The following is a 20,040-nucleotide window of genomic DNA, read 5'->3' as shown; positions in this document are numbered from 1 at the left end:
CCAACAGTTTAATAACTGTTCGTTTTTTGATTGATGATTGAAACTCCGGCTGATTACCGGAGTTTTTTATTGCATTAAACTGAAGGAACGGTATACAACTAACTAACTCAAACTCTATTTACTAACGGGAAATATCCTACTAATATTGTGCCAGTTTTTTGCAACTTTCAAACTTTATTAGATTTTCAACATTCTAACTTAAAGTTTATATTTGTACAAACACAACACAATGAAAAATACCCTCATAGCGCCATCGGTGCTTTCGGCAGATTTTGCCAACCTCCAACGCGACATTGAAATGATTAATAACAGTGATGCCGACTGGTTTCACATTGACATTATGGATGGCGTTTTTGTGCCCAACATATCTTTCGGGATGCCGGTTTTACAAGCCATTACACGCCACGCAAAGAAGACTATTGATGTTCACCTGATGATAGTAAACCCCGACCAGTATATAAAAACTTTTGCCCAGCTTGGCGCCAACAACCTTACTGTACACTATGAGGCCTGTACCCACTTGCACCGCACGCTTCAGGCAATAAAAGCCGAGGGTATGAAAGGGGGTGTTGCTATAAATCCGCACACTAATGTTTCACTTTTGGAAGACATTATTAAAGATATTGATGTGGTTTGCCTTATGAGCGTTAACCCGGGATTTGGCGGGCAATCGTTCATTGAAAACACATATGATAAAATAAAGAAGCTGAAAGAAATCATCAACCGTCATGAGGCTTCAACCCTTATTGAGATTGACGGCGGCGTAAGTGATAAAAATGCCGTAAAACTTGTTGAAGCCGGAGCCGATGTACTGGTTGCAGGCAATTTTGTTTTTAGTGCAAGTAACCCCACCGAGACTATTGCATCATTGAAAAAGCTGACTTCTTTTTAAATCATTTATATGAAGAAAATATCACTAATCCTACTGCTTTCAGGCACTGTGCTTTTCGCACAGAATAAAAAACAATACAATCCTGACGGGAAAAAAGTTACGGTTTACACCACTGCCGAAAACACGCAGCTACGTATTTCACCTGCTGCATCCACCCTCTCCTTCGCGCCCTACAGCCAGCCGACTGAAGGTGAGGTTTCCATCTTCGTAAACCCGGGCCAGACATTCCAGACCGTGATGGGCATAGGTGGCGCGATTACAGATGCGTCTGCCGAAACGTTTGCCAAGCTTTCTCCTAAAGCGCAGCAGCAGTTTCTGGATGCTTATTATGATGCAAACAAGGGCATCGGCTATACGCTGGCGCGCACTACTATTCACAGTAGTGATTTTGCCAGCGGAAGTTATACCTATGTTGAAGAGGGCGACAAAGATTTAAAAACCTTCAGGGTTGACCACGATAAGCAGTTCCGCATACCGCTCATTAAAAAAGCAATTACAGCTGCGGGTGATAAGCTTACCATGTACGCTTCACCCTGGAGCCCGCCTGCGTTTATGAAGACAAACGGCAGCATGCTGAAGGGTGGTAAACTAAAGCCGGAGTTCTACCAAAGCTGGGCTAATTATTATACGAAGTTTATTAACGCTTACGAGAAAGAGGGAATTCCAATTTGGGGCATATCCATACAAAATGAGCCTATGGCTACGCAGGTATGGGAGTCATGCATTTACACTGGCGAGGAGGAACGTGATTTCCTGAAAAACTATCTTGGTCCAACAATGAAGAAAGCAGGTTACGGCAACAAGAAAATCATTGCGTGGGACCATAACCGCGACATGCTTTACCAGCGCACCAGCACAATGCTTGACGACCCTGAAGCTGCAAAATATGTGTGGGGTATCGGTTTTCACTGGTATGAGAACTGGAGCGGCGGAGAGAATATGTTTGACAACGTTAAACTGGTACATGAAGCCTACCCGAATACCAATCTTATCTTTACGGAAGGCTGCAAGGAGAAATTCGACATTAACCGCATTAACGACTGGAAGCTTGGCGAGATGTACGGTACAAATATGATCAATGACTTCAACAACGGGCTTGTAGCGTGGACTGACTGGAACATCCTGCTTGACGAGACCGGCGGGCCTAACCACGTGAAGAATCTTTGCTTTGCACCTGTTCATGGCAATACCAAAACCGGTGAATTGATGTTTACTAACAGTTATTATTATATAGGGCACATCTCGAAATTCGTGCGTCCGGGTGCAAAACGTATAGCCTGCTCACCAAGCCGAAGTGCGCTTGAAGCAACTGCTTTTATTAATACTGATGGTAAAGTAGCCGTTATTGTAATGAATAAGGGTAATGAAAAGGTTGAGTACAATCTTTGGATTCAGGGGAAAGCTACAAAAGTTGAAAGCCCGGCGCACTCAATACAGACGCTGGTGTTTTAATGGCAAGAGTGATATTCCATGTCGACCGAAGCGCAGCGAATTGGAGAAATCTATATTTATCATAGTTGAAGAGATTTCTCGACCCGGAAGACCTTATCTAAATTAAAACTGTATATTACCTGCCAGTTCCTTCAATGATACTTCGCTAATTTTTGCATTGTATTGTGCAGTGGCATTACGGGCTATAGCGTTTATGTAGTTGAGCTGTGCTGTGCGGACCTCAATCTGTGTGATGGTTCCTATGCGGTATTTCTCCATTGTAATGTCGAGGTTTTGTTTTGCGATTTCCTCATTTTTCTTTTCGAGGTTCACTAGCTCAAGATTTGTAAGGTACGTTTGGAATGACGCCATAAGGCGTGAATTTACAGCTTTAGTTTGCTGCTCAATAAAAATGCCGCTATTATCTATCTGCAGCTTTGCAATTCGTTCATTACGTGCCTGCAGGAAGCCGTTGAAGATGTTGATATTTGCCGAAAGACCATAGCTCCACCCCTGGCCGCTGTTTTCCCTTGCAAACCCGAGGCTGTTTTCGCTTTCGGTAAAGATATAACCGGTGCTTACCCCTATCTCCGGATAGCGCAACCCGCGTACTTGCTTCAGGTTGAGCTCGGCTACCTTCTTATTGATGACTGCAATTTGTATTTGCGGATTTTGGCCTTGTGCGGTATTCATCAGGTCAACCAGTTTCAGTTTGTCATCGGTTATTACCGAGTCAACCACTACAAACTTTGTCATCAGGTCGCGCGCCATCAGTTCGTTCAAAAAGGTTTTTGTATTCTCGTAAGATTCTGCCTGGCGAAGGTAATTGGTCTGGTCTGTATTCAGGTCAACCTGCGCGTTTAGCAGTTCAAGTTTTGCAGCCTTCCCGATTTTGAAACGGTTATCGGCCAGGGTTACGCGCTGTTTTGAAATTACGATAGCTGTGTCGAGTGCCTTCAATAATTGTTGCTGCTGCACGAGGTCATAATAGGTTGTCATTACATCACTTATACGCGTGAGAATAGTCAGCTTCAATTCCTGATCGCCCTGCTTTCTCAATTCCTTGAGCTGGTCGTAGCGTGCAAACATCCGGAAGCCGTCAAAAATAGTCCAACCCAGGTTTACGCCGTAGTTCATCTGGTTGTTGCGTGCGTTATCAAGTTCCTGTTGCGTACCATCAGCCCTTATCTGTGTTGAGTTTTGTATGGAGTTATTCCGGCTAAACGTTCCCGACACGTTGGGCAGCAGCCCCGCATTTGCAAGGCTTACATTCTGCTCATCAATTTTCAGGTCATTACGGCTCAGGCGGATGTCATAATTGTTCTCAAGCGCTATGGTCACAGCCTCTTCAACAGTAAGGAGCGGATACGCAGGCTTCACAACGGTGTCCTGCGCATTTGTGCCAAGCGTAAATAATATAGTTATAATCGCTAAAAAAAACCTCATATTAGTCTTCAAGATTATCAAATTCAGGGCGGTGCTTTTTAGGGCGCGACCACATATAGTAAATTGCCGGAATTATGAAAAGGGTTAGCACCAGCGAGAAAACCGTACCGCCTACAATCACCACACCCATACCGATACGGCTGGTTGATGCGGCTCCCAGCGACATAGCAATAGGCAAAGCTCCCAATGCAATGGCAAGGCTCGTCATCAATATCGGGCGCAGGCGCGACTCGGCGGCTTCCATTATGGCATCGTATTTTGATTTGCCCTCTTCCCGAAGCTGGTTGGCAAATTCCACTATCAAAATACCGTTCTTCGTTACAAGGCCGATAAGCATAATAGTACCTATCTGGCTGAAAATATTCCACGTTTGCCCAAACAGCCACAACGACAACAGAGCACCTGCAACGGCCATTGGTACGGTAAGTATTATTATGAACGGATCAATAAAACTTTCAAACTGGGCTGCCAGTATCAGGTATATTAATAGGAGCGCCAGGCCGAACGCAAAAAGTGTATTGCTGCTACTCTCTACGTAGTCACGTGATTCACCGGAAAGATCAGTGTTGAAAGTATCGTCAAGCACTTTTTCTTTGGCGCGTTCCATTGCTTCAATACCGTCAGAAATACTCATTCCCGGTGCAAGAGCCGCCGAAACGGTTGCCGACATGAACCTGTTGTGGTGATACAGTTGCGGCGGGCTGCTTTGCTCTTTTACACTTACAAGGTTGTCTAACTGTATTAGCTGGCCAATATTGCTTTTTACATAAACCGATGTAAGGTCAAGCGGGGTATCGCGGTCTTCATCTTCAAACTGGCCCATCACTTGGTATTGTTTACCGTTCATCATGAAGTAACCGAAACGCTGGCCGCTAAGTGACATCTGTAATGTCTGGGCCACATCAAGCAAGGAGACACCCATGCTTTGCGCCTTTTCCCTGTCAATTGTCACATTTATTTCAGGCTTATTGAATTTCAGGTTCACATCTGTCATGGCGAAAGTCGGGTCTTTACTGATTTCATCCATAAACACAGGAATTTTTTCCTGCAATTTTTCAAAGTTAGGCGCCTGTATTACATATTGTATCGGCATACCTCCACGCCTGTTTACTGCAATGGTAGGCTGCTCTGACACTGAAGTACGCGCTTCAGGATAGCGCTTGGTCCATTTTGTTAGGTCAGCGGCAATTTCTTTTTGTGAACGTTCCCTTTCACCGGGCTCAACCAAGGCAATACGAACCCGGCCGCTGTTTACCGATGCCGAACCAAACCCCGGCGAAGTAATCACAAGGCTTACTTTTTTCTCAGGGATAGAATCATTGATAAGCTGCGTAATCTCCTGCATAAACCTATCCATGTAGTCATAACTGGCTCCTTCGGGCGCTGTAATGTTCATGCCGACAAAACTACGGTCATCATATGGCGCGGTTTCCTTTTGAAGGGTTGAGTAGAACAAAGCAATAAGGCCTATACATAAAATCAGGATTGGAAAACTTAGCCACTTGCGCTTCATAAAATTGGTAAGCGAACCGGCATAGCCTTTGTTCATCTTTTCGAAATACGGCTCAGTGAAATTATAGAACTTTGATTTTTTATGTACGTCACCCTTCATCAGGTAGGCGTTAAGCATCGGGGTGAGCGTAAGCGACACAAAGGCTGAAATTAGTACTGCCGAGGCAATGACCACCCCAAACTCCCGGAACAGCCGCCCTACAAATCCTTCAAGGAATATCACAGGAAGGAACACAGCCGCAAGCGTTACCGAAATAGAGATAACCGCAAAGAATATCTCGTTTGCTCCCTTCATTGCCGCCTGTATCGGTGTCATTCCTTCTTCTACTTTTTTGAAGATGTTCTCTGTTACTACAATACCATCATCAACCACGAGCCCCGTTGCAAGCACTATAGCCAGAAGTGTAAGCACGTTAATAGAGAACCCGAAGATGTACATGATAAAGAATGTAGCGATGAGCGAAACCGGTATATCAAGCAGCGGGCGGAGCGCTATGGCCCAATCCCTGAAAAACAAGTAGATAATAAGGGTAACCAGCACTATTGATATTGCAAGTGTTTCAACAACTTCATGTACCGATTTCTTGATGAAGGTGGTATTATCAATCGCGATATTAAGCTCCAGGTCTTCAGGAAGCTCTTTTTTCATTTTATCGTACTGCTCATAAAATGCATCGGCAATTTCAATATAATTGGTACCCGGCTGTGGGATGATGGCAAGGCCAACAAGGATGTTGCCATTGTTGGTCATTTTGGTTTCAAGGTTTTCTGCCTCAAGCGCGGCGCGGCCCACATCGCTAAGCTTTACAATCTTCTCACCTTCAGATTTTACAATAATATTATTGAACTGCTCTTCAGTGCTCAGGTTGCCCATTGTTTTAACAGTAAGCTCGGTATTAGCCCCAACCAGTTTCCCTGTTGGCAGCTCCACATTCTGGCGGTCAAGCGCCTGCCTGACCTCAGCTACGGTTACACCATAAGAGGCAAGCTTTACCGGGTCAAGCCATAGCCTCATCGCATAGCGTTTTTGCCCCCCAGATTTGCACGCTCGAAACCCCGGGAATTGTCTGAAGCCTTTCAGCAATCACATTTTCGGCATAGTCACTCAACTCCAGCGGATTACGCGTAGCGCTCTGCACCGTCATGGTAATTATAGGCTCACTATCTGCATCTGCCTTACTTACTACCGGCGGTGCATCAATATCCTGTGGAAGACTGCGTACCGCCTGTGATACTTTGTCACGGACGTCATTTGCAGCTTCCTCTAAATTTTTCTCAAGGTTAAATTCAATAGTGATGTTGCTCGAACCCTGGTTTGAAGATGATGTGATGTTGCGGATACCGTCAATAGAGTTGATGGCCTTCTCAAGCGGCTCGGTTATCTGCGATTCAATAATATCCGAATTCGCGCCCGCATAATTTGTCCGCACCGAAATCTGTGCAGGGTCAATTGACGGGAATTCCCGCACACCAAGGAATGTATAGCCGATAATCCCGAAGAGGATAATGGCAATGTTCATCACGATGGTGAGAACGGGGCGTTTTATACTTGTAGTAGATAGACTCATTACTTTTTAGCTGTTACTTTCACCTTTACAGGCGCATCGTTCTTCAGGGTTAACACACCGGTTGTCAATACCGTATCGCCCTGTTTAAGCCCCTCAAGCACCACAATATCTTTATCGGTACGCGTACCGGTCTGCACCATAACTTCTTTTGCTTTGCCGTTTTCAGAAATGAAAACTTTTTTGCCATTTTGCACCGGGACAATCGCCTCAGTCGGGATAAGGAAAGCATCATCTATCTTCTCAAGCGGAAGGGCTACGTCAGCAAAAGTCCCCGGAATAAGCTTACCACCCGGGTTTTGAGCCACGGCACGAACACGCAGTGTACGGGTAGCTACCTCAACCGCAGGCTCGAGCGCGTATACTTTTGCGGTAAATTTTTCGGTTGCGCCGGCAACAGTAAATGTTATGTTGGAATTTGTTTTTATCTGTGTGGCATACTTTTCCGGAATGGAAAAAGTTATCTTAACCTGGCTGCTGTTCACAAGTGTAGTTATAAGCGTTTCGGGTGTTACAAAAGTCCCTGGTGATATATTTCGAAGGCCAATTATACCGCTAAATGGGGCGCGCAGCGTTGTTTTAGCCAATTGTGCATTTACCAGCTGAACCTGTGCCTGAGCCGTTTTATAGTCCGCCGAGGCAATGTCATATTCTTCGCGGCTAATGGCTTCTTTTTCTAAAAGCAATTTGGCACGGCGGGCATTTTCTGAGGCTAATGTCATCCTCGTTCTCACCTCGCCCAAAGATGCACGGAGTTCTACGTCGTTTATTTTCACAAGCACCTGGCCTTTTGACACCTGTGAACCTTCCTGAAAATAAATTTTCTCTGCAATCCCTGAAACCTCGCTGCGCAGCTCTATTTGCTCATTGGCTTCAATTGAACCGGAAAGTGAAAGCATGTTCTCAAACTCCTGCGGGGCCACAACTATTCCGCTCACGGCCATTGGCGGGCGCTTACCGTCACCTTTACCTTCTCCTTTTTCTTCTTTATTCTTACCTATCCTATAGTAAACAAGAGCTCCGATACCAATGATTATAAGTGCGTAAACAATATATTTTATCTTCATGAAAGGCGATGTCAAATTTTCGATTTACAAAGCTAACTCAAATATCATTCCTTGAATAAAGAGCAATTAAGTTTTAACAGAGAATTTGACAGAATTAACTTACTACAGTTATTCATAATTGATCATTAATATTTTAAATATATAAATTTATTTTTAGCTTTGTCTAAATTTTAATTTTTAATAATACCTTTATAAATTTAGATGTACAAAATTATTGCTTCGTTTTTATTAATTTCAGCATTGTCATTTGCGCAGGAAGGATCAATTGCCGGAAGAGTTACCGAGAATGGCCGGCCTGTTCCTGCCGCTACTGTTATTGTAGTCCCGTCTGGTATAACAACTGCAACAGACGAAGATGGAGAGTTTATCATCAAACAATTGCAAGCGGGCGTGTATGAAATTATTGTGACATCTGTAGGTTTACAAACAAACAGGCAAAAAATAACTGTGGTGGCAGGAAAAATGGCTAACTTAAACTTTAAGATGCAGGAAGAAGGTACAGAACTTGAAGAAGTTGTTGTTACAGGTACCATGAAAGAGATGACCCGGTCTGAAAGCCCAATACCCGTTGAAATTATTACCCCTAAACTTTTTAAAAAGAATCCGACAGCAACTTTATTTGAAGCGATGGGTATGATCAACGGCGTGCAGCCACAGCTTAACTGTAGTGTTTGCAATACGGGCGACATCCACATCAACGGAATGGAAGGGCCCTATACCATGATTCTTATTGACGGAATGCCTATAGTCAGTGCGCTCTCAACAGTTTACGGGCTTAACGGAATACCGAACAGTATAGTGGAACGAATTGAAGTAGTGAAAGGCCCGGGCTCTTCACTTTACGGCAGCGAGGCTATGGGCGGCATCATCAACGTTATTACCAAAAATCCGCTGAAAGCGCCTGTGTTTTCGGCCGACTTCTTCATGACAAGCTGGGGTGAGCTCAATTTTGATACTGCAATGAAATTCACGGCCGGTAAAGCAACAGGATTGTTTGGGGTCAACTACTTCAACTACAGTTCGCGCATTGACAACAACAACGACAATTTTACCGATGTTACTTTGCAGGACAGGGTTTCCGTTTTCAATAAATGGAATTTTGACAGGAAAGACGGGCGCATTGCAAGCATAGCAGGCCGATATGTGTATGAAGACCGCTGGGGCGGCGAGATGAATTGGACACCTGCCTTCCGCGGAAGCGACAGCATTTACGGTGAAAGTATTTACACCCGCCGGGCTGAACTTATAGGGCTGTACCAGCTGCCGGTGAGTGAGCGTATTTTCACGCAGTTCTCTTACAACTGGCATGACCAGAATTCGGTTTACGGCACTACACCCTACATGGCCAATCAGCAAGTGGGTTTCATACAAACGTATTGGGATAAACAGTTTGGCGAAAGCCATAATTTTTTGCTTGGGGCTGCGCTGCGTTATACCTTATACGATGACAATACTCCTGCAACCGCTGATATTGAAGGAGGTAACAATCCCTCCAAAAAAACACTGCCGGGTATTTTCATTCAGGATGAATGGACAATTACTGAAAAGCACAAACTGCTTGCAGGCTACCGCTACGATCACGACAACGACCATGGCAGCGTTCATTCGCCGCGGCTTGCTTACAAGTATTCGCCTAATGTAAACAATACGTTCAGGGGCAGTTTCGGTACAGGTTTCCGCGTAGTTAACTTATTTACCGAAGACCATGCAGCACTTACCGGCGCACGTGAAGTTGTGATTGCCGAGGCGCTTGACCCAGAGCGTTCCTACAACCTTAACCTAAACTATGTACTGAAGATACCAACGGATAATTTCATTGCTAATCTTGATTTTACAGGGTTTTATTCTTACTTCACCAATAAGATTGTAGGTGATTTTGACAGCGACCCAAATAAGATTATTTATGATAACCTGAAAGGCCATGCCGTGTCACGAGGCGTATCTCTTAATGCGGAGATAGCATTTGATTTTCCGTTGAAGATACATGCAGGCACAACGTATATGGATGTGTACCAGATGGAAGACCGCGGTGCAGGCCTGGAACGGCAGGTACAGCTGCACGCTCCAGAATGGTCAGGAACATTTGTGGCTAGTTACCAATTGCCAAACAATTATAGTGTTGACCTTACCGGTAACTGGTATGGCCCCATGCGTTTGCCCATCCTGCCACACGATTACCGCCCGGAATACTCACCATGGTTTGCCATTGCCAACGTACAATTTACCAAGAAGTTTGCTTATGGGCTTGAGTTTTACGGTGGCATGAAAAATATCTTCGACTTTACCCCGAAAGACCCCTTAATGCGGCCATTTGATCCGTTTGATAAAACTGCTGATGACCCCGTAAGTAACCCTAACGGCTACACGTTTGACACTACGTATAATTATGCATCTTTGCAGGGGCGCAGGATATTTATCGGCGTTCGCTACAACCTGTTATGATGAAAAAAATTGCTTTCATATTACTTTTCCTGGTGTTTACTTTGAGTAGCCATGCACAACACGTAACCAAATTTGAAGAACTTCAGCTGAAAATGATTGCGGAGCCTAGGCCCGTAGTCGTGAAGATTTATACCCAATGGTGCAGTGTTTGCAAATTACAGGACAAGAAGATTCAAAAAGATGAACGGCTGAAAAATATCTTCAATGGTTCTGTGTACTACCTTGAGCTTGATGCAGAAAGCAGAAAAACAATCACGTTTGGCAATAAAGTTTACCAATTTATACCTAACGGTACAGGAGGTGTAAACAAGCTGGCTGCTGAATTATGCCTATCACAGAGCTACCCTTGCTGGGTTTTTCTTGCGCCTGACTACAGCGTTATCCAAACCTACTCCGGCCTATTGAAGCCGGAGCAGCTGGCCCACATAATCAGCAAGCTTTAAAGCCTGTTTTGTTCTTCGGTTTTTTGGCGTTCACGGGCTCCTTCAAGCTTCTGGTTGCCAAAGCGATACCTGAATTGTATTCGTATGCTTCGTGAGTCACCATAACTGTTGTCATATACATATTGATTGCCGTACTGCATGGTTGTTTTATATTTAAGGCTTTTCAGCAGGTCATCACCAATAAGCGTAACTTCACCATCACCCTTAAAAAATGTCTTGCGTATGCTCAGGCTCAGGTTTGAGTAAGGGTCAAACTCCATAACTCCACTTACGCTCTTGCTCACGTAATAATATGATGCATTTATAGTAAGGTCTTTCGCTTTGGTAAGTATAAAGCGGTTATCGGTATTTCCAAAATACGTAAATCTGTCCAGCTTATACATGCCGCCGTCATACCCCCTGGAAAGTATTCCTGAAATAACCTGCGTTTGCAGAAAGGCCCATTTCCCACCAGGTGAAAAGCTGCAGGTTGGTATTAAAATCAAGCCCTACACTGTTATTATCTTCAATATTCGTGTATTTGCGTATAAGCGTCGTGGTAGCATAGTCTTGATATTGAACCTGTAGCGCGGGGTCAACCTCATGCCTGTAATACAGGTCAAAGTTGAACTTTTGCTTCAGGGTATACAGCAGGCTGAAGTTATGTGCAATTGTTGGCTGCAGGCGCGGGTCGCCGGTTGAATACACATAAGGATTACTGTATGCACGGAACGGGCTTAGCCAGCTATACTGCGGCCTCACAATACGTTTGCCGTACGAAAGCCCGATATGGTGGCTGTCATTAGCTTTATATAATGCATAGGCAGTTGGGAACAGCTTAAAATACTCTTGTGTATTTACTTCGTTTGTTGTTACAGAATTGCCCTCGAGGCTGGTATATTCGCCGCGCAACCCTGCTTTCAGGTTCCACTTATCCAGTTCCATGTCATAACCGGCATAGGCAGCAAAAATGTTCTCATCATACAAAAATTCGTTTGAAAGATTAGGGTTATATACAAGATCGCCGCCATCACTGTCTCTAAAAACCAGCTGGGTATCAGCCGTAACCCTTCCGAAACGAATGCCTCCTTCAAAACCCGAACTGTCTTTGCGTGTCACGAAGTCGGCTTGTAGCGAAAGGAGGCTGATGCGCCTGTCATCATCACTGTTTATTCGCTCCCTGCGATAAGGGGCTGCATCCGGCAGCATAAAATCGGCCGTGATATCCTGCCCTTCATAATTATAGTACCATGAGTAATCGCCGGAAATATTGATATTAGTTTTATCTGTAAACTTATGCTCATAAAAGCCGTTAATGGTGTTGGTTTTATACGGGTAGCTCCTTCGGTTACGGCTGGTGTAAAGTGAGTCGAGGTTGCCATTACCATCATAAATCCTGTTGATATGGTCAATTTCGGCTGTGCTTTTCAGGCTGAAGAAGCCGTTTGCACCAATATTGAAAGTATTAAGGCTGTCCGGCTCAAACTGCATATTGAAGTTATAGCTGTTTTGCTGCGTGGCCTGAAAGTTGGCATCATTTTGCCCGCGCCATACCGACTCCAGGCCGCCTGCGCTATTTAAGTATTCCCGCCTGCTTTCGCCCAATTCAAGATAAGTGCCCGAGCCGTACATATAGCTGCCGTAAACCGAGAATTTATCGTTTCTGTAATTTTGGCTGGTAAAGACAACGCCCTTAGGGTAAGTAGATTGCACATATGCCGCTGACACTGAACCTTTGTAGCCTTTCATGAAGTTTTTCCTCATCTTAATATTGATGATTGATGTTCCCTGCGCTTCATATTTTGCCGGCGGGTTGGTTATCACCTCTATAGATTTTATCTGGTCTCCGGGAGTGTTTTCAAGGAACTGTTGTAGCTCCTGCCCTGTAAAGTACACACGTTTGTCATTGATTAGAATCATAACGTTACTGCTGCCACGGATTGATAAACCATTTCCGGCAGAGTTTATGCCCGGAGTCTTCTTTAAGATCTCCCATCCGTTTTCAGAGGAAAGTGTTGAGTTTTCAACATCAAATTCCAGCCTGTCTATCTTACGGCGTACAATGGGGCGTTTTGCATTTATGGTTACTTCTTCAAGCAGCTGCGATGATTCTTCGAGAACAATATCTCCAACATCCGTTTTACCCTTTAAAACAATTGCTTTAGTGAAATCTTTAAAGCCAAGCGCGCTCACCTTTAAAGTGTAATTGCCGTCTTTAAAACCCTTTAGCTCAAAATAACCGTTTTCGTCAGACATATGGGCGCGGGTAGAGTCAGCCGCCGCCAGGAGAGAGACGTCTGCAAAGGGTATCGGTCCGTTTGCAGCGTCTTTCACACGGCCTGTCAGTACGGATGATTGGGCCGTGGCTGACAAACTAACTAACAACAGTAATAAAGTAGTGATTGATGATTTCATTTTTTGATTGATGATTGTTTTGTTGAGGCAAATCTCTGAAAACAAAACCGGTAGGTTGGTTAACTGTAGGTTAATGACAGGTTAATGGCAATTTAGCTGCTTAGCTCCTGAGGTGCTTAGCCACTTAGCTGAACTGCAATCCCGTTGAAAATCTCGGCACAATCCCACTATGTTGGTTAATGATGGGTTAACGGAAGGTTTTGGATGACAACATATCTGCAAAAAAAATTAGTTTTGCTGATTAGGAGTACATAGCCATGAAGCAGAAAATACTTTTCCTTATTATATCTTGTATCATAACTGTTGTAGCGCTGGCGTGCATACAGGGGTATTTTATTTACAATACTTACCAGCTGTATTCGCGCGATGCCAAAGCCGTGATAACACAGCAGCTGCTGAAACTGGAAACCACCGGAAAACTCGACTCTATTAACGGAGCGTGGATGAAAAAGACCGGCGAGTTCATCAAAAAATATAAAGATGGCGAGGTAAAGCAGGAAGATTATAAAGTGCTGATAGAAGAGACAAGTGACTCACTGTCTGGGGTTATGTCAAACTTTATTTCCCGCAAAAAGATTTTTGAAGATTATGAAGTTACATACAGCAATTATGTGGTGAGCGCTGTGGTACAAAGCCCCTGCCTGGATACCTTATGCAGCGGCAAACTGCTGCTGTTTACTAACAACGCTGAGAAAAACCCCGAGATACAGGCGTCACAGTCACACTGGCGGGGCAACACCAGCGATATACTGAAAGACGGTACAATTGAAGGATATGATTTTGAAGTGATAACAGAACGTTACTATAGCATAGCCGACTGGGAAGAAAAAGTGATTATAAAAATGGCAGGTCTGCTTATATTTTCGGTACTGTTAGTGGTATTTGTAGTGTTGCTTTTCTATTATTCCATTAAAAGCCTGATACAGCAGAAGCGGATTGCCGATGTAAAAACCGACTTTGTAAATAATATTACCCATGAGTTCCAGACACCGCTTGCCGCGCTTGACATTGCTGTAAAAACACTGCAGCGGGATGATATTGAGCTATCTCACGAGCAGTTTGACAACTCACTCGCCATTATAAACAGGCAGAATAGCCGTATGCAAAAACTTTTCAGCCAGGTAACACAGGCATCGTTGTCGCCAGATCTTGCCAGCGCTACTATTGAATCACTTGGGTATAATGATATAAGCAGCATTATTAATGATTTCAGGCTTTCACACCCCGGGGTCACAATACGTTATGAAAAGAATGATGCTATACTGCTTATTGACAGGTTCCACCTCAGCACCATACTTAACAACTTGCTTGACAATGCCGTGAAATACGGTGCGGATGAAATTACAGTAAAAACTATATCTGACAGTAGGACTGCAAGATTATCAGTAAAAGATAACGGGCCGGGTATCCCCCAAAAAGAACAGAAAGCCATTTTTGACAAATTTTACCGCATTGAGAAAGGAAATATACATAATACTAAAGGGCTGGGCCTTGGCTTGTATTATGTATGCCAGGTTATTAAAGCATACGGGGGAGACATTAATGTAATAAGCGAAGATGGAAAAGGTGCATTATTTAATATAAATCTACCACTGGTATGAAGCATATACTTTTAGCAGAAGACGATTTTGACTACGCCAGCATCCTGAAACAATATCTTGAGATTTCCGGGTTCAGGGTAACATGGGCGAAAGACGGCGCAGAAGCGATGAAGCTGTTTTCTGATGCACAGCCCGACATATGTGTGTTTGATGTAATGATGCCGGAGATGGATGGCTTTACCTTAGCTGAAAACATCATAGCGAATGACCCCGAAGTACCGGTTGTTTTCCTCACTGCTAAAGGGCTGAAGGAAGACAAAATCAAAGGGCTGAAACTTGGCGCTGATGATTATGTTGTAAAGCCTTTTGAAGCCGATGAGCTTATTCTCCGTATAAAAAATATTTTAAAAAGGACGCAGAAAACCACTGCTGCACTCCTTGCAGAAATGGCTGAACCATCCGCCAAAATAAATATTGGCTGTTATACTTTTGACCCGGCCAATTATACACTTTCCTGCAATGGTACACTGCATCGCCTTACCGAAAAAGAAGCCCGTGTAATTACATACCTGTACAATAACCGCAACCGCATAATAAAACGCGAAGAGATACTTGAAGAGATTTGGGGCAGCGATGATTTCTTCTCTGGGCGCAGCATGGACGTCTTCATAAGCCGCATACGCAAATATTTTAGCGAAGACACTTCTATTTCATTGCAAAGCTTCAGGGGTGTGGGTTTGGAATTTACTGTTTAGACAGCTTCGATTTTTCGATTTTTCGACATTTTCGATATGTAACGTTCGAATAAGTGATTATGAAGTCTTGTAGTCGAAAAATCTAACAATCGAAAAATCGATTTAAATAGCCTGCCCGCTAAACTTCTCCCGGTAGTCTTTAGGCGTCATGCCTACATTACGCTTAAACAGGGAGCGGAACGTCTTCAGGTCATTGTAGCCGCTCTCAAACATTACTTCAGCTATGCTGTATCGTGATTTTTCTAAAAGCTGCTTAGCGGCTTCTATACGCGTTTTCTGAAGATATTCAATAGGCGTTAACCCCGTTACCTGCTTAAAGCGGCGTACCAGGTTTCGCCGGCTCGAAGGAACATCATTAATAATTTCCTCAATAGTGGTGGCTTTACTGAAGTTCTTTTTAATCTCCTCCTGGGCTTTTTTTACAAGGTCGTCACCATGGTCCTGCTCCGGCATAAATGTCCCGAAATAATCCTGGCGGCTGCGGTCAAGGTCAACAGAAAAAACCTTTGCAGCCCGTATGGCAAGGTCTTTACTGCCATAAATTTCAAGCAGATACATAAGCAGGTGGAAAGTATTCGTAGCGCCGCCGCTGGTGTATATCCTGTCTTGTGCTGTCACCACAGCTTCAGCATGAACCTTAACATTTGGGAAAGCCTTTACAAAAGCAGGTTCGGCATTTATATGTGTGGTTGCAGCCTTACCGTCAAGCAGCCCCGTTGAAGCCAAAAGGAATGCGCCTGTGCAAAAACTACCCAATGCAGCACCATTTTTATATTGCTGTTGCAGCAGCGGTATCCAGGCTTTATTTTCCATAAGCGCTTTTGGTACTCCATCCTGCCTGAAAGCAGGTAATAATAACAGGTCATATTGCTCGCTACCGTTCAAATCCTTCTGCTGATAACCCTCGAATCCTTCAGCTTCATGGCCTTTCAGCCTGAGAAGTGTTATTTCAAACTTTTGGCTATCGGTCATTGCATTAGCAGTTTCAAAAACATCCAGGATAGCTGCAACACTCAATAGCCTGTGCCCTTTAGATAATATTATCCCGACTTTCATCTCGATTAGTTTATACCCAAATATAATAATTTGTCCTGAATACCCCCTAAGGTTGACTTTTTATAACACCATTACCACATAACGCTTGACTTAACTTTGTATAAGGGTTTCATTAAGAAAAAGTAGTAATTTTAACAATGTAATTATGGAAAATATAAAAGTCAAAGACAGCCGGGTATATGCGCTGGCAGCGATGTATGATATGCAAACCGGCCTGTTCAAAAATGCCCTGGAAGGCATTAATGATACCGATGCCCACAGTCGGTTTGAAACAAAAGCCAACCACATAGCATGGCTGGCCGGCAGTATGGTGCAGCAGCGTTATGAGATGGCAGAGCTGTTAGGCAAAGGTATTGGTAGGCAGCAGGCAAATGATTTGTTTAAAGATATGCAGGGTATTAAAGAGAACTTGACATATCCAGCGTTGGATCAGTACATAGCCGATTGGGAAAAAATTACCCCAGCAATGCGAGAAGCTATTGTGAATGCTGATGCTGAAACTCTTGACAAGATGCTGGACATGGGCCCCGACATGAAGTTTACGTATTTTGAAATGCTGTACTTTATGATTTACCGTGAAGCAAGCATAATTGGCCAGATAGCATTATGGCGCAGGCTGCTGGGCTATGACGCAATGAAATATATGTAATTGAAATCAGGATAACAATTCCAACCTAAGAACCGGTTGACATTCATTTGAAACTTTAACCTTAAAACCAATCATATCATGAAAAAACTATTAAATCCGGCATCGCTTAATACAGATGTTGCCGCACTTTTCTTAAGGCTTATTTTCGGAGGGATGTTCATCCATTACGGCTATGGCAAACTGGTAAATTATGACAAAATACTGCCTATGTTTGGCGACATAATTGGCATAGGATCAGAACTTTCATTCAACCTTGTCATTTTTGCTGAATTTTTCTGTGGAATTTTCCTTGTATTGGGTTTCCTGACGCGTCTTTCCATCATTCCGCCGTTTATTACAATGGTTGTTGCGTATTTTGTAGCACACGCCGCCGACCCGTTTGATGTAAAGCAGGTTGCTTTCATATTTCTGGTATTATGCCTGCCGGTATTTGTATTGGGCAGCGGCAAATACTCGGTAGATTCATTTATATTCAAAACTCAGGGACATAATGTTTAAACAACAACAGTGGTAAAATGAGAAAACTTAAGCTTCAGGTACAGATATCTGTCGATGGCTTCATAGCCGGGCCGCAGGGTGCAATGGACTGGATAGAATGGAATTGGGGGGATGATATAAATGCTTATGTAAGCGAAATCACAAGGCCGGTAGACACAATTTTACTGGGCCGTAAACTTGCAGAAGGCTTTATCCCGACCTGGGAAGAACGCGCCAAAGAGCCTGACGCTGCCACCAACGGCTCAGAGAAATTTACGCAGACCCCTAAAGTAGTGTTTAGCCGTAGCATGAGCAGCAGCCCATGGGAAAGGACACGTATTGCAAATGAGCTCGTAGCTAATGTAAATGAGCTGAAAAACAGTAACGGCGGAAATATTATGGCCTATGGTGGCGGAGAGTTTGTGTCATCACTCATTAGAGAAGGGCTGATAGATGAATTTTATCTTTTTATAAACCCAACTATACTCGGCACAGGCATGCCTATTTTCAGCCTGATTGAGTCTCCGCAAAAGTTGAAGCTTATTGAAGCTAAAACCTTTAGTTGCGGCATTACAGTATTGCATTATTCTACACTATAAACTAACGTACAAATGAAAATTCTAAAGAAAATTTTATTGATTCTGGCTGGCATAATCGCCTTATTGCTCATCATTGCCATCTTTATACCTAAAGACTTCGCAACTAAAGCTGAAGTAACAATTAACAAGCCTGCCGGCGAAGTATTTAACTATGTGAGCCACCTGAAAAACCAGGACTATTACAGCAAATGGAACATGGCAGACATGAACAAAAAGCAAACGTTTGAAGGGACAGATGGTACAGTCGGGTTTAAAAATGCCTGGGATGGCAATGACGATGTTGGTGCAGGCGAACAGGAAATTACAGCGATTGTGCCCAACCAAAGAGTTGATGTTGACTTACGTTTTAAACGCCCGATGGAAAGCAGCATGAAAGCTTATTTTACCACAGAGGCTATTGATGCTAATACGACAAAAGTAACATGGGGTATGGTGGGCGATGACAGTGCGTGGCCTTTAAATGTCATGAACCCGCTGATGGAGAATATGCTTGCCGGCGATATGCAGGAAAGCCTTGAAAACCTTAAAAAGAAACTTGAAAAATAATCAATCTAAAAACGAATAGTTATGTTTATCAATCCGTACCTGAATTTTAACGGCAACACCGAAGAAGCCTTTAATTTTTACAAATCAATTTTTGGCGGCGACTTCCCTATGCTTATGCGCTTTAAAGACACTCCGGGTTGTGAAGACATGCCTGAAGTGGAACAAAACCATGTAATGCATGTTGCGCTTCCTGTGGGCAGCTCTATGCTAATGGGTACAGATGTGCCTGCATCTATGCCGCAGGTTACATTCGGTTCAGCTGTATCGTTGTGTGTGAGTGTTGACAGCCGGGAAGATGCCGACCGGATTTTTAACGCATTGTCTGACGGTGCTAAGATAGAAATGCCTATGGATGACATGTTCTGGGGTGACTATTTCGGCCATCTTACAGATAAGTTCGGCATTTCGTGGATGATAAGTTATGACGAAAAACGCAGGCAGCAGGAAAGCTAAGTAATATGGCAGGCTAAAAACCTGCCTTAATTTTATAAACTATGTCAAAAGAAATTGTAAACGAGTTAGGCTCAGCGCTCGACAATACAGCAGCGCTGATAGAATCATTCAATCAGGAAGAACTTAACAAAGTTCCGTTTGCAGGTAGCTGGACCGCGGCGCAGGTTGCAAGGCACATTTACTTGTCGCTTGCAGGGCTTGACAAACTCTTCAATGCTCCGGCTGAACCGGCAAACAGGCCTGCCGGCCAGCAGGTAGACGAGTTTAAAGAGCTAATGGGCAATATGGATATCAAGATGCAGTCTCCGGAATATATTGTACCTGAAGATAAACAATTTGATAAGCAGGATTTGATTGAATCATTAAAAGACGTAAAGAAAATCGCGGTTGAAGCCGCTATTAATACGAATTTAGAAACTGTTCCGCCACTGGAAGACGGCCATCCCTTAAAAGGTGTTACTAAACTTGAACTGGTGCATTTCCTGGCATACCACAACCAAAGGCATAACAGGCAGATTAAAAATATTCGTAGCAATGTTAAGTAGGCAGTCTCAGTCGCAGTGTCCAGTTGATTACTGTGACTGAAAACTGACTACCCTTCCCTGAAGTTGATCATCCTTTTTACCATACCATATAATTCAGGGAATCTTTGTTTAAATTCTGTCGGGGTCTCAAAAAAGTGCTCCAATACTACCGCCAGAAATTCAAACTGGTTGGTGTAGGCATAATCACGAAGGTAGCCTGATGCTATAAGGCGCTCTCTGTTTGTAGT

At 43.7% G+C, this 20,040-nt stretch carries 18 protein-coding genes and 1 pseudogene; 12 read left to right on the top strand and 7 right to left on the bottom strand.

Features of this window, described 5'->3' with window-relative positions; all coding sequences use genetic code 11:
- The first annotated feature begins 229 nt into the window (after positions 1 to 229).
- Complete coding sequence (rpe, locus tag LRS05_RS05140; RefSeq protein ID WP_257867336.1) at positions 230 to 892, top strand: ribulose-phosphate 3-epimerase; 663 nt, start codon at positions 230 to 232, stop codon at positions 890 to 892.
- Between the two features lie 9 nt (positions 893 to 901).
- Complete coding sequence (locus tag LRS05_RS05135) at positions 902 to 2,344, top strand: glycoside hydrolase family 30 beta sandwich domain-containing protein (RefSeq protein ID WP_257867335.1); 1,443 nt, start codon at positions 902 to 904, stop codon at positions 2,342 to 2,344.
- A 102-nt stretch (positions 2,345 to 2,446) separates the two neighbouring features.
- On the opposite strand, the gene LRS05_RS05130 is transcribed toward LRS05_RS05135, so the two are convergent.
- From LRS05_RS05130 to LRS05_RS05120, 3 genes and pseudogenes are all read right to left on the bottom strand, one after another.
- Positions 2,447 to 3,769 carry a TolC family protein gene (locus LRS05_RS05130; RefSeq protein WP_257867334.1) on the bottom strand — a complete coding sequence of 441 codons (1,323 nt, stop codon included), beginning with the start codon at positions 3,767 to 3,769 and terminating at the stop codon, positions 2,447 to 2,449.
- Between the two features lies 1 nt (position 3,770).
- Positions 3,771 to 6,849: pseudogene (locus tag LRS05_RS05125) on the bottom strand (efflux RND transporter permease subunit).
- A complete protein-coding gene (locus tag LRS05_RS05120; RefSeq protein WP_257867333.1) occupies positions 6,849 to 7,913 on the bottom strand; it encodes an efflux RND transporter periplasmic adaptor subunit in 1,065 nt (354 codons plus the stop codon). Before LRS05_RS05120 ends, LRS05_RS05125 begins: the two are co-directional and overlap by 1 nt.
- 201 nt (positions 7,914 to 8,114) lie before the next feature.
- Here LRS05_RS05120 and LRS05_RS05115 point away from each other — a divergent pair, with 201 nt between their 5' ends.
- Together LRS05_RS05115 and LRS05_RS05110 are read left to right on the top strand one after the other, a co-directional pair.
- Complete coding sequence (locus LRS05_RS05115) at positions 8,115 to 10,355, top strand: TonB-dependent receptor (protein ID WP_257867332.1); 2,241 nt, start codon at positions 8,115 to 8,117, stop codon at positions 10,353 to 10,355.
- The gene (locus LRS05_RS05110; RefSeq protein WP_257867331.1) at positions 10,352 to 10,798 is read left to right on the top strand and encodes a hypothetical protein; all 447 of its coding nucleotides are present in this window, start codon (positions 10,352 to 10,354) and stop codon (positions 10,796 to 10,798) included. Before LRS05_RS05115 ends, LRS05_RS05110 begins: the two co-directional genes overlap by 4 nt.
- On the opposite strand, the gene LRS05_RS05105 is transcribed toward LRS05_RS05110, so the two are convergent.
- Together LRS05_RS05105 and LRS05_RS05100 are read right to left on the bottom strand one after the other, a co-directional pair.
- A complete protein-coding gene (locus LRS05_RS05105) occupies positions 10,795 to 11,181 on the bottom strand; it encodes an outer membrane beta-barrel family protein (protein WP_257867330.1) in 387 nt (128 codons plus the stop codon). The two genes, LRS05_RS05110 and LRS05_RS05105, sit on opposite strands and share 4 nt — an antisense overlap.
- A gap of 7 nt (positions 11,182 to 11,188) precedes the next feature.
- A complete protein-coding gene (locus LRS05_RS05100) occupies positions 11,189 to 13,192 on the bottom strand; it encodes an outer membrane beta-barrel protein (RefSeq protein ID WP_257867329.1) in 2,004 nt (667 codons plus the stop codon).
- 257 nt (positions 13,193 to 13,449) lie between these two features.
- On the opposite strand from LRS05_RS05100, the gene LRS05_RS05095 reads away from it, so the two are divergent.
- Together LRS05_RS05095 and LRS05_RS05090 are read left to right on the top strand one after the other, a co-directional pair.
- Positions 13,450 to 14,793 (top strand): sensor histidine kinase KdpD, encoded by a 1,344-nt coding sequence (locus tag LRS05_RS05095; RefSeq protein ID WP_257867328.1) that lies wholly within the window; start codon positions 13,450 to 13,452, stop codon positions 14,791 to 14,793.
- Positions 14,790 to 15,488 (top strand): response regulator transcription factor, encoded by a 699-nt coding sequence (locus tag LRS05_RS05090; RefSeq protein WP_257867327.1) that lies wholly within the window; start codon positions 14,790 to 14,792, stop codon positions 15,486 to 15,488. Before LRS05_RS05095 ends, LRS05_RS05090 begins: the two co-directional genes overlap by 4 nt.
- A 102-nt stretch (positions 15,489 to 15,590) precedes the next feature.
- Here LRS05_RS05090 and LRS05_RS05085 read toward each other — a convergent pair whose 3' ends face one another.
- Positions 15,591 to 16,544: a GlxA family transcriptional regulator gene (locus LRS05_RS05085; protein ID WP_257867326.1), complete on the bottom strand. Its 954-nt coding sequence runs from the start codon at positions 16,542 to 16,544 to the stop codon at positions 15,591 to 15,593.
- Positions 16,545 to 16,689: 145 nt separating this feature from the next.
- Between LRS05_RS05085 and LRS05_RS05080 the strand changes: the two genes are divergently transcribed.
- From LRS05_RS05080 to LRS05_RS05055, 6 genes are all read left to right on the top strand, one after another.
- Complete coding sequence (locus LRS05_RS05080; RefSeq protein ID WP_257867325.1) at positions 16,690 to 17,193, top strand: hypothetical protein; 504 nt, start codon at positions 16,690 to 16,692, stop codon at positions 17,191 to 17,193.
- A 78-nt stretch (positions 17,194 to 17,271) separates the two neighbouring features.
- On the top strand, positions 17,272 to 17,691 hold the full coding sequence (locus LRS05_RS05075; protein ID WP_257867324.1) for a DoxX family protein: 420 nt from the start codon (positions 17,272 to 17,274) through the stop codon (positions 17,689 to 17,691).
- A 17-nt stretch (positions 17,692 to 17,708) separates the two neighbouring features.
- A complete protein-coding gene (locus tag LRS05_RS05070) occupies positions 17,709 to 18,269 on the top strand; it encodes a dihydrofolate reductase family protein (protein ID WP_257867323.1) in 561 nt (186 codons plus the stop codon).
- A 12-nt stretch (positions 18,270 to 18,281) separates the two neighbouring features.
- Positions 18,282 to 18,815 (top strand): SRPBCC family protein, encoded by a 534-nt coding sequence (locus LRS05_RS05065; protein ID WP_257867322.1) that lies wholly within the window; start codon positions 18,282 to 18,284, stop codon positions 18,813 to 18,815.
- Between the two features lie 21 nt (positions 18,816 to 18,836).
- Positions 18,837 to 19,268, top strand: coding sequence for a VOC family protein (locus tag LRS05_RS05060; RefSeq protein ID WP_257867321.1), 432 nt, complete (start codon positions 18,837 to 18,839; stop codon positions 19,266 to 19,268).
- Between the two features lie 41 nt (positions 19,269 to 19,309).
- A complete protein-coding gene (locus LRS05_RS05055) occupies positions 19,310 to 19,813 on the top strand; it encodes a DinB family protein (protein WP_257867320.1) in 504 nt (167 codons plus the stop codon).
- Positions 19,814 to 19,860: 47 nt separating this feature from the next.
- Here LRS05_RS05055 and LRS05_RS17595 read toward each other — a convergent pair whose 3' ends face one another.
- A complete protein-coding gene (locus LRS05_RS17595; protein ID WP_374707785.1) occupies positions 19,861 to 20,019 on the bottom strand; it encodes a zinc-dependent peptidase in 159 nt (52 codons plus the stop codon).
- Between the last annotated feature and the right edge of the window lie 21 nt (positions 20,020 to 20,040).

This window comes from Flavobacterium sp. J372, from assembly GCF_024699965.1.
In the GTDB taxonomy this organism is placed as follows: Bacteria; Bacteroidota; Bacteroidia; order Flavobacteriales; family Flavobacteriaceae; genus Flavobacterium.
The sequence above is the reverse complement of the archived record's forward strand: the minus strand, read 5'-3'. Positions and strand labels throughout refer to the sequence as shown.

Bases quoted from the DNA above. Each gene is read 5' to 3' on its own strand.
- LRS05_RS05055 (WP_257867320.1), top strand. From the start codon at position 19,310: ATGTCAAAAGAAATTGTAAACGAGTTAGGCTCAGCGCTCGACAATACA.
- LRS05_RS05095 (WP_257867328.1), top strand. From the start codon at position 13,450: ATGAAGCAGAAAATACTTTTCCTTATTATATCTTGTATCATAACTGTT.
- LRS05_RS05105 (WP_257867330.1), bottom strand. From the start codon at position 11,181: ATGTATAAGCTGGACAGATTTACGTATTTTGGAAATACCGATAACCGC.
- LRS05_RS05115 (WP_257867332.1), top strand. From the start codon at position 8,115: ATGTACAAAATTATTGCTTCGTTTTTATTAATTTCAGCATTGTCATTT.
- LRS05_RS05085 (WP_257867326.1), bottom strand. From the start codon at position 16,544: ATGAAAGTCGGGATAATATTATCTAAAGGGCACAGGCTATTGAGTGTT.
- LRS05_RS05135 (WP_257867335.1), top strand. From the start codon at position 902: ATGAAGAAAATATCACTAATCCTACTGCTTTCAGGCACTGTGCTTTTC.
- LRS05_RS05110 (WP_257867331.1), top strand. From the start codon at position 10,352: ATGATGAAAAAAATTGCTTTCATATTACTTTTCCTGGTGTTTACTTTG.
- LRS05_RS05070 (WP_257867323.1), top strand. From the start codon at position 17,709: ATGAGAAAACTTAAGCTTCAGGTACAGATATCTGTCGATGGCTTCATA.
- LRS05_RS05075 (WP_257867324.1), top strand. From the start codon at position 17,272: ATGAAAAAACTATTAAATCCGGCATCGCTTAATACAGATGTTGCCGCA.
- LRS05_RS05090 (WP_257867327.1), top strand. From the start codon at position 14,790: ATGAAGCATATACTTTTAGCAGAAGACGATTTTGACTACGCCAGCATC.
- LRS05_RS05080 (WP_257867325.1), top strand. From the start codon at position 16,690: ATGGAAAATATAAAAGTCAAAGACAGCCGGGTATATGCGCTGGCAGCG.
- LRS05_RS05100 (WP_257867329.1), bottom strand. From the start codon at position 13,192: ATGAAATCATCAATCACTACTTTATTACTGTTGTTAGTTAGTTTGTCA.
- LRS05_RS05120 (WP_257867333.1), bottom strand. From the start codon at position 7,913: ATGAAGATAAAATATATTGTTTACGCACTTATAATCATTGGTATCGGA.
- LRS05_RS05130 (WP_257867334.1), bottom strand. From the start codon at position 3,769: ATGAGGTTTTTTTTAGCGATTATAACTATATTATTTACGCTTGGCACA.
- LRS05_RS05065 (WP_257867322.1), top strand. From the start codon at position 18,282: ATGAAAATTCTAAAGAAAATTTTATTGATTCTGGCTGGCATAATCGCC.
- rpe (WP_257867336.1), top strand. From the start codon at position 230: ATGAAAAATACCCTCATAGCGCCATCGGTGCTTTCGGCAGATTTTGCC.
- LRS05_RS05060 (WP_257867321.1), top strand. From the start codon at position 18,837: ATGTTTATCAATCCGTACCTGAATTTTAACGGCAACACCGAAGAAGCC.